Annotated in this window: 7 protein-coding genes; 4 read left to right on the forward strand and 3 right to left on the reverse strand. The window is 64.7% G+C overall.

The features are described from left to right. Positions 1 to 168 precede the first annotated feature (168 nt). Complete coding sequence (gene glnA / locus Pmi06nite_RS01725; protein ID WP_203950973.1) at positions 169 to 1,593, forward strand: type I glutamate--ammonia ligase; 1,425 nt, start codon at positions 169 to 171, stop codon at positions 1,591 to 1,593. Between the two features lie 27 nt (positions 1,594 to 1,620). On the opposite strand, the gene Pmi06nite_RS01730 is transcribed toward glnA, so the two are convergent. Beyond that, positions 1,621 to 1,959, reverse strand: coding sequence for a tyrosine-type recombinase/integrase (locus tag Pmi06nite_RS01730; protein WP_203951026.1), 339 nt, complete (start codon positions 1,957 to 1,959; stop codon positions 1,621 to 1,623). 47 nt (positions 1,960 to 2,006) lie between these two features. Next, positions 2,007 to 2,498 (reverse strand): hypothetical protein, encoded by a 492-nt coding sequence (locus Pmi06nite_RS01735; protein WP_203950974.1) that lies wholly within the window; start codon positions 2,496 to 2,498, stop codon positions 2,007 to 2,009. Positions 2,499 to 2,981: 483 nt separating this feature from the next. On the opposite strand from Pmi06nite_RS01735, the gene Pmi06nite_RS01740 reads away from it, so the two are divergent. Both Pmi06nite_RS01740 and Pmi06nite_RS01745 read left to right on the forward strand, forming a co-directional pair. Beyond that, a complete protein-coding gene (locus tag Pmi06nite_RS01740; protein ID WP_203950975.1) occupies positions 2,982 to 3,317 on the forward strand; it encodes a hypothetical protein in 336 nt (111 codons plus the stop codon). Between the two features lie 340 nt (positions 3,318 to 3,657). Next, positions 3,658 to 4,536: an alpha/beta fold hydrolase gene (locus Pmi06nite_RS01745; RefSeq protein WP_203950976.1), complete on the forward strand. Its 879-nt coding sequence runs from the start codon at positions 3,658 to 3,660 to the stop codon at positions 4,534 to 4,536. A 110-nt stretch (positions 4,537 to 4,646) separates the two neighbouring features. Here Pmi06nite_RS01745 and Pmi06nite_RS01750 read toward each other — a convergent pair whose 3' ends face one another. Then, complete coding sequence (locus tag Pmi06nite_RS01750) at positions 4,647 to 5,420, reverse strand: alpha/beta fold hydrolase (protein WP_239113470.1); 774 nt, start codon at positions 5,418 to 5,420, stop codon at positions 4,647 to 4,649. Between the two features lie 358 nt (positions 5,421 to 5,778). Between Pmi06nite_RS01750 and Pmi06nite_RS01755 the strand changes: the two genes are divergently transcribed. Then, positions 5,779 to 6,222: a VOC family protein gene (locus Pmi06nite_RS01755; protein WP_203950977.1), complete on the forward strand. Its 444-nt coding sequence runs from the start codon at positions 5,779 to 5,781 to the stop codon at positions 6,220 to 6,222. Positions 6,223 to 6,322 lie beyond the last annotated feature (100 nt).

Below are 6,322 nucleotides of genomic sequence, written 5' to 3' on the forward strand. Positions count from 1 at the left end.
GGGACAAGAGTGGGTCAACCGGCGCGGGTCAGCAGGCCTTCGCCCGACCGCCGGGGATAGCGTCAAGGGACGCTCCCCTTAACACCCACGAAACAATCGAGACACCGAGCGGAAACGGCCTCGGCCTATTTTCGGGTCTGCTAGCACATGCCCTTGGGAGGTTCAAGAGTGTTTAACTCTGCCGATGACGTCCTCAAGTTCATCCGTGAGGAGGGTGTGCAGTTCGTCGACGTCAGGTTCACGGACCTGCCGGGTACGACGCACCACTTCACTTTCCCGGTTGAGAACTTTGGTCCGAACGTCTTCACCGACGGCCTCATGTTCGACGGTTCGTCAATTCGCGGTTTCCAGGCAATTCACGAGTCGGACATGCTGTTGCTGCCCGACCCGACGACCGCGGTGCTTGACTCGTTCCGTCAGCACAAGACGCTGATCATCAACTTCTTCGTGCACGACCCGCTGACCGGCGAGGCCTACAGCCGCGACCCGCGCAACGTCGCCCGCAAGGCTGAGGAGTACCTCAAGGGGACCGGCATCGCGGACACCGTGTACTTCGGCCCCGAGGCCGAGTTCTACATCTTCGACGACGTCCGCTTCGAGACGAAGTCCAACGCGGGCTACTACTACATCGACTCGGTCGAGGGCGCCTGGAACACGGGCAAGGCCTCCGAGGGCGGCAACCTCGGGTACAAGCCTCGTTACAAGGGCGGTTACTTCCCGGTTCCGCCGATGGACCACTTCACCGACCTGCGCTCGCAGATGGTCCGCAACCTGATCGACGCCGGCATCGAGACCGAGATGCAGCACCACGAGGTGGGCACCGCGGGCCAGGCCGAGATCGACTTCCGGTTCGGCACGCTGCTGAAGACGGCCGACAACCTGATGCTGTACAAGTACATCATCAAGAGCACGGCGATCGAGGCCGGTCACACGGTCACCTTCATGCCGAAGCCGCTCTTCGGTGACAATGGCTCGGGCATGCACTGCCACCAGTCGCTCTGGAAGGACGGCGAGCCGCTCTTCTACGACGAGGTGGGCTACGCGGGCCTGTCGGACACCGCCCGCTACTACATCGGCGGTCTGCTCAAGCACGCGCCCGCGCTGCTGGCCTTCACCAACCCGACGGTGAACTCCTACCACCGTCTGGTGCCGGGCTACGAGGCGCCGGTCAACCTGGTCTACTCCCAGCGCAACCGCTCCGCCTGCATCCGCATCCCGATCACGGGATCGAACCCGAAGGCCAAGCGCATCGAGTTCCGCGTGCCGGACCCGTCGTGCAACCCGTACTTCGCGTTCGCCGCGCAGCTCATGGCCGGCATCGACGGCATCCGTAACAAGATCGAGCCGCCGCAGCCGGTCGACAAGGACCTGTACGAGCTTCCTCCGGAGGAGGCCGGCCAGGTTCCGCAGGTTCCCGGCTCGCTGCCTGAGGTCCTCGCGGCTCTCGAGGCCGACCACGAGTTCCTGCTCGAGGGCGGCGTCTTCACGCCCGACCTGATCGAGACGTGGATCGCGTACAAGCGCGAGAACGAGATCGACCCGATCCGGCTGCGCCCGCACCCGCACGAGTTCGAGCTCTACTACGACGTGTGACCGGTTACCGCGCGGTGACCTGCAAGTTCATCGCGCGGTGTCCGTCTGGTTCTGCCTCAGTTCTGTCCGAGCGACAAGCACCGCATCGATCGCGGCCCGCGTCGACTCGTCGGAATCCGGCCACAAGTGGCCGTAGGTGTCGGCGCTCGCATGTCGTAGGCGGGCCTGAACTACCTTCACGTCTGCGCCTGAGGCAATCAGGAGTGACGCGAGGTAGTGCCGCAAGTCGTGGAACCGGAAGCCCGTGGGAAGGTCCTGCACCTTGCCACGGGCTTTTCGCATTGCGCGTTCGAGCTTCCACGGGCCGACCGGGGCGCAGACGGGATGGACAGTCAGGTGGTCTGGCGTGCGTCGACGCCCGACCATGTAGCTGCCGACGTTCAAGGGGCACCGCAACGTGGCGGCGATCTGCCTTAACCCTCCACGCGCTTTTGCGTCCAGTCTCTTTCGCTGAAGTACTTGATCCGCCACCTCGGTAGTGGGCGACGAGCTTCATTCGTTATGAAGTGCATCATGTCGATCAGCATGCGCCGGACGTCGGAGATGGGCACTGTTATGTCCTCCCACTGGTTGTAGTGGGCATGGAAGAGGATCTCATCATCGGAGATGCGTTCCAGAACGCAGCTTTCTACTCCCAGCCGACGTTCGTCTCCTGCCTCGATCCTGAGCCACTGTAAGAGGATCGCTGAGGCTACCCACTCGGGTCCGCACTGGGCGACGATCTCCTCTGCCGCCCATTGCACTGTCTGCGGGGTGCCCACGGGAGTCCTGATCACCGTCCGACCGAAGGAGGAGGCGACGCGGTAGATCTCGCCGTCCTCGCCCTTGTCGGACGCCGGAATCTCCTCGAGGCCGAAGACCCATCGGTCGCTGGCATGGACCTGCTCGTCGTGCACGGGGTTCATCGGCCAAGTATGGCAATAGGGATGTCGGGTCCCACAGTTACGCGTTCAGACAACCAGATCGATGTGACCACCACTTTCGGTCGAGGTGTCTCCGTTGCAGTTCCCGTTGCGTTCCGCTGGCGGAGCAGCTCGCTAGGTATCTAAAAAGTCCCGCTACCAGCAGCCCGCAGGGGCACGTACGGGGCACAATTCACTGTGAAACGTCGGCAACGAACAACTACCGACGTGACGCCCGGAAGGCCGCTCGACCAGCGCAGAGAGCGAAACGCCCACGTCGGTGGAGTGACGATCAGAGTTCCGCTTCAACATCCGAATCGGCGCGCGAAGGTGCAGGGCTCACTCCCAGCCGTGGCTTCTGCCGACGGATCGAGCCGTGTGACGAACTTTCCGGTAGTTCTCTCCGTCGATGCTTTGGACCTGGGCGGCGGGCAGCACACCCGCTCACCTATCCGATCAGGGAAGCGATGATGTTGACTGTCTGGCATGTCGTCCCCGGAGACCCTTGTACCGCAGCCGTCACCGCCTCAGCCGCAGGCAACGACCACGAAACCCCGGGTCGGCAATGGCCTGCTAGCCACCGCGATCCTGTTCGCCGGTATCGGTGGAGGCCTGCTGGCGTGGCACCCATGGGATAAGGACCCTGTGCAAGAGGCCCCCAAGAACCCGCAGAACATCACAATCCAGAAAGTCGGCGAGCAGCGCAACGCGGGCGACTTCGACACGTCACGGCCGGTCTACTGCATGACCAACGAGACCGGCGGCCTGTACTGCATGGTCATGCCCGGTCGCTACACCGATATCCAGCAAGAACCGGGCTGAGCGGATGCAGGGCTCATTCCGGTGCGCCAGCCGTGGCTCCCGTCGATGGATCGAGCCATGTGCGACGCACTTCCCGGTAGCTCTCTCCGTCGATGTGATCTCCTGAGCCGTTGACCTGGACGGAAAGCCGTACGGCTTCCGTCCAAGGCACATCAAGGGCACTCACGTCCAAAGGAAGGCCATCGGCCGGCGCCGCATCGAAGGCGCGGTCGGTGGCCTTTCGCGTTGTGGCGCTCAGTGTCGCTTGGAGAGCCGGTGCTAGCGTTTAGAAAGTCGGACGACTTTGAAAATCGTATTCGCTGCACTTCACCAGCAGACAACCGGTCGAGGGGTGGATGCAATGCCGTTTTCGCAGCCCACACAGGGATTCCGGCTCCACTACGAGCGCTCCGGTAGCGGGACGCCCGTCGTGCTCGTGCACGGCAATCCCGGGGACCACAAGGAATACTCTCGCCTGGTACCTCTCTTGGGGGACGGTGTCGAGGTCGTCGTCCCCGACCTGCGCGGTTACGGGCAATCCGACAACCATCTGGAGAACGTCGGCAATGCCTACGCTCTCAGCGGCCAGGTCGACGGCGTCATCGCGCTCCTTGACGAACTGGGCATCAGCGACGCCGTTCTGTGCGGCTACGACGTGGGCAGTTTCACCGTCCAAACCATCGCCATGAAGCGGCCCGACCTCGCGCACTCCCTGGTCATCGCCCCGCCCACCATGGGGGTGGGGCGACGGGTCCTGGAGGAAGATGCCGTCAACGCCTTCCTGAACGCCATTTTGTACAAAACCAGACTCGTCGAGGATCTCATCGACGGGAAGCCTGACGCGGTCCGGGCGGCGCTGAAGGAGAACCTGCAGAACTGGTCGGCCCCCGGATCCTCCGTCGTCGACGAACTCCTCGACCACCTCACCGAGAACCACTCCGCACCGGGCGCCTTCCTGGCCAGCGTGATGTGGTTCCGGCACCCCGAAGGCAACCCGATCACCTACTACGCCAATGAGACCAAGCCGGCTCCGTCCGACCGGTTCTTCAAGAACATCACCATCCTGTGGCCGGACAGCGACCCGCTCTTCCCCACGGAATGGAGCGACACCCTGGACGACTACTACAGCGACTACAGCCTGCACATCATGAAGAACGTCGGGCACTTCAGCCCGTTGGAGGCACCGGAGACGTGGGCGACACACGTCCTTGAACACGTGGCGGCGGCCGCGAAGGAGTGAGGGGCGGCATTCGAACGACGCCTCCTTGTCCATGCTCGGCTGCGACGAGGTGCGACAGCGGTATCGGCGCCCGATGCGGAGCCGGACGCCGATACCGCTGTCGTGTCAGGTCAGGCCGGTGACGTGCCGGTCCGGCCGAGATGCCGGACCAGGAAGTCGTTGTCGAGCCCGAACCAGCGGATGGTGCGGTGATCTCCCGGGTTGGCGTGCAACGTCTTCTCCTTTGAGGCGAAGGCATCGAACAACGCGAGAGCGGATTGGCGGTCGACGTGCTCGTCGTCCCACGGGAGCAGGAACTGGACCGGAACGGTGATTCGCCTCGCCGCCTCGATCAGGGCCTCCTTGACGACGAACCCGCCGCCGAAGATCGCGGCGGTGATCCTGGGTTCGGTCGCCGTCAGCGGTATCCCGATCCCGGTACCCAACGTGATGCCACCGCCGTAGCCGATCGGCGCCTCGGTGCCGATCTCCGGCAGTCGCTGAAGGGCGTCCAGGGTCGCCTGCCATTCCGGCACGGCACGCTCCGCCAGTGAGGTGCCGTACCGGACGCTGACCGACTCGACGCGCTCGGTCTCGCCCGCCGCCATGGCCTGCCGGAGGTCGGCGCGGGCCTGCTCGTCCTCCACCGTGCGCGGGCGGTCGCCGTGTCCGGGTGCGTCGATGGCGGCCACGGTGAAACCGTGGGTGGTCACGATGTCGTGAGCGCGGGCCATGAGTGCCGGCGTCTTCTTGTGCAGGCCGCCGCCGTGACCCATCAGCACCAGCGGGGCGTGATCGGAGCCGGATACGGGCGACCAGAGCACGCCGGGGACTTCGCCCACCATGAAGTCGCGTTCGAGGACACCGTTCGACGATGTCTCCGTGGTGAAACGCACAGAATGCATAGGTTTGCTGCCTTTCGGGAGTGCCTTGTTGGTGCGGCGCTCCCGGCGACACCTACGTCAATCGCCCGACCGTAACGAAGTGAGGGAGCACCCACGTGCGTACAGCGTTCATGGGTCTCACCTCCTCGGGCGGTGTCACGGCTCCGGAACGCTATCAACCCGGACGCGGCCCCGCCAAACAGTTTTTCTGTCGACCAACGCCGTCACGGCGCACGCCGCCGCCGGGACTGTAAGACGAACGGCTCTGTCTCTCTTTCAATGGACAGACCCGCATCAGTGCGTGCCCCTGTTGTCGCGAGGCGACGCGGCGTCCGATCCGTTCAAGACGGCCGCCCCCTGACCAGCCCATGCTTGGGGGATGGAACAACGGATCCACTTCATCACCTTGTCGACGCCCGACCTCGACGCTGCGCGCGCCTTCTACTGCGAGGGGCTGGGCTGGACGGCGCTCCTGGACGTTCCGGGCGAGATCGTCTTCTTCCAGGTGGGCCCCGGCGTGGTCCTCGGCCTCTTCGACAGGGCGCAGTTCGTCGCCGACATGCGGGGAACGACGGCCGACGGCGAACTCGGAGGTCTCACCCTGTCGCACAACGTGCCGACCCCCGACGACGTCGACGCCACCGTACGTCGCGCGGTCGAGGCGGGCGGCACGCTCGTCAAGAGTCCCCAGATCGCGGCTTTCGGGGGCTACCACGGCCATGTCGCCGACCCGAACGGCGTGATCTGGGAGATCGCCCACAACCCCGGCTGGCGGGTCGACGAGAGCGGCCGGGTGCACCTCGGGCTGGTCGAGGAGGGGTAGACACATAGACCCGGCGAGGCCTGAATCGGCCTGCTCACCGCTGCTCGGCCGGCGTCGCTTCCGCTCGGCACGACGGCCGGGCTCCCGCCGCACTGGCGGG

The organism is Planotetraspora mira (genome assembly GCF_016863275.1).
Taxonomy (GTDB): Bacteria; Actinomycetota; Actinomycetes; order Streptosporangiales; family Streptosporangiaceae; genus Planotetraspora; species Planotetraspora mira.

Bases quoted from the DNA above. Each gene is read 5' to 3' on its own strand.
- Pmi06nite_RS01730 (WP_203951026.1), bottom strand. From the start codon at position 1,959: ATGGTCGGGCGTCGACGCACGCCAGACCACCTGACTGTCCATCCCGTC.
- Pmi06nite_RS01735 (WP_203950974.1), bottom strand. From the start codon at position 2,498: ATGAACCCCGTGCACGACGAGCAGGTCCATGCCAGCGACCGATGGGTC.
- Pmi06nite_RS01740 (WP_203950975.1), top strand. From the start codon at position 2,982: ATGTCGTCCCCGGAGACCCTTGTACCGCAGCCGTCACCGCCTCAGCCG.
- Pmi06nite_RS01745 (WP_203950976.1), top strand. From the start codon at position 3,658: ATGCCGTTTTCGCAGCCCACACAGGGATTCCGGCTCCACTACGAGCGC.
- Pmi06nite_RS01750 (WP_239113470.1), bottom strand. From the start codon at position 5,420: ATGCATTCTGTGCGTTTCACCACGGAGACATCGTCGAACGGTGTCCTC.
- Pmi06nite_RS01755 (WP_203950977.1), top strand. From the start codon at position 5,779: ATGGAACAACGGATCCACTTCATCACCTTGTCGACGCCCGACCTCGAC.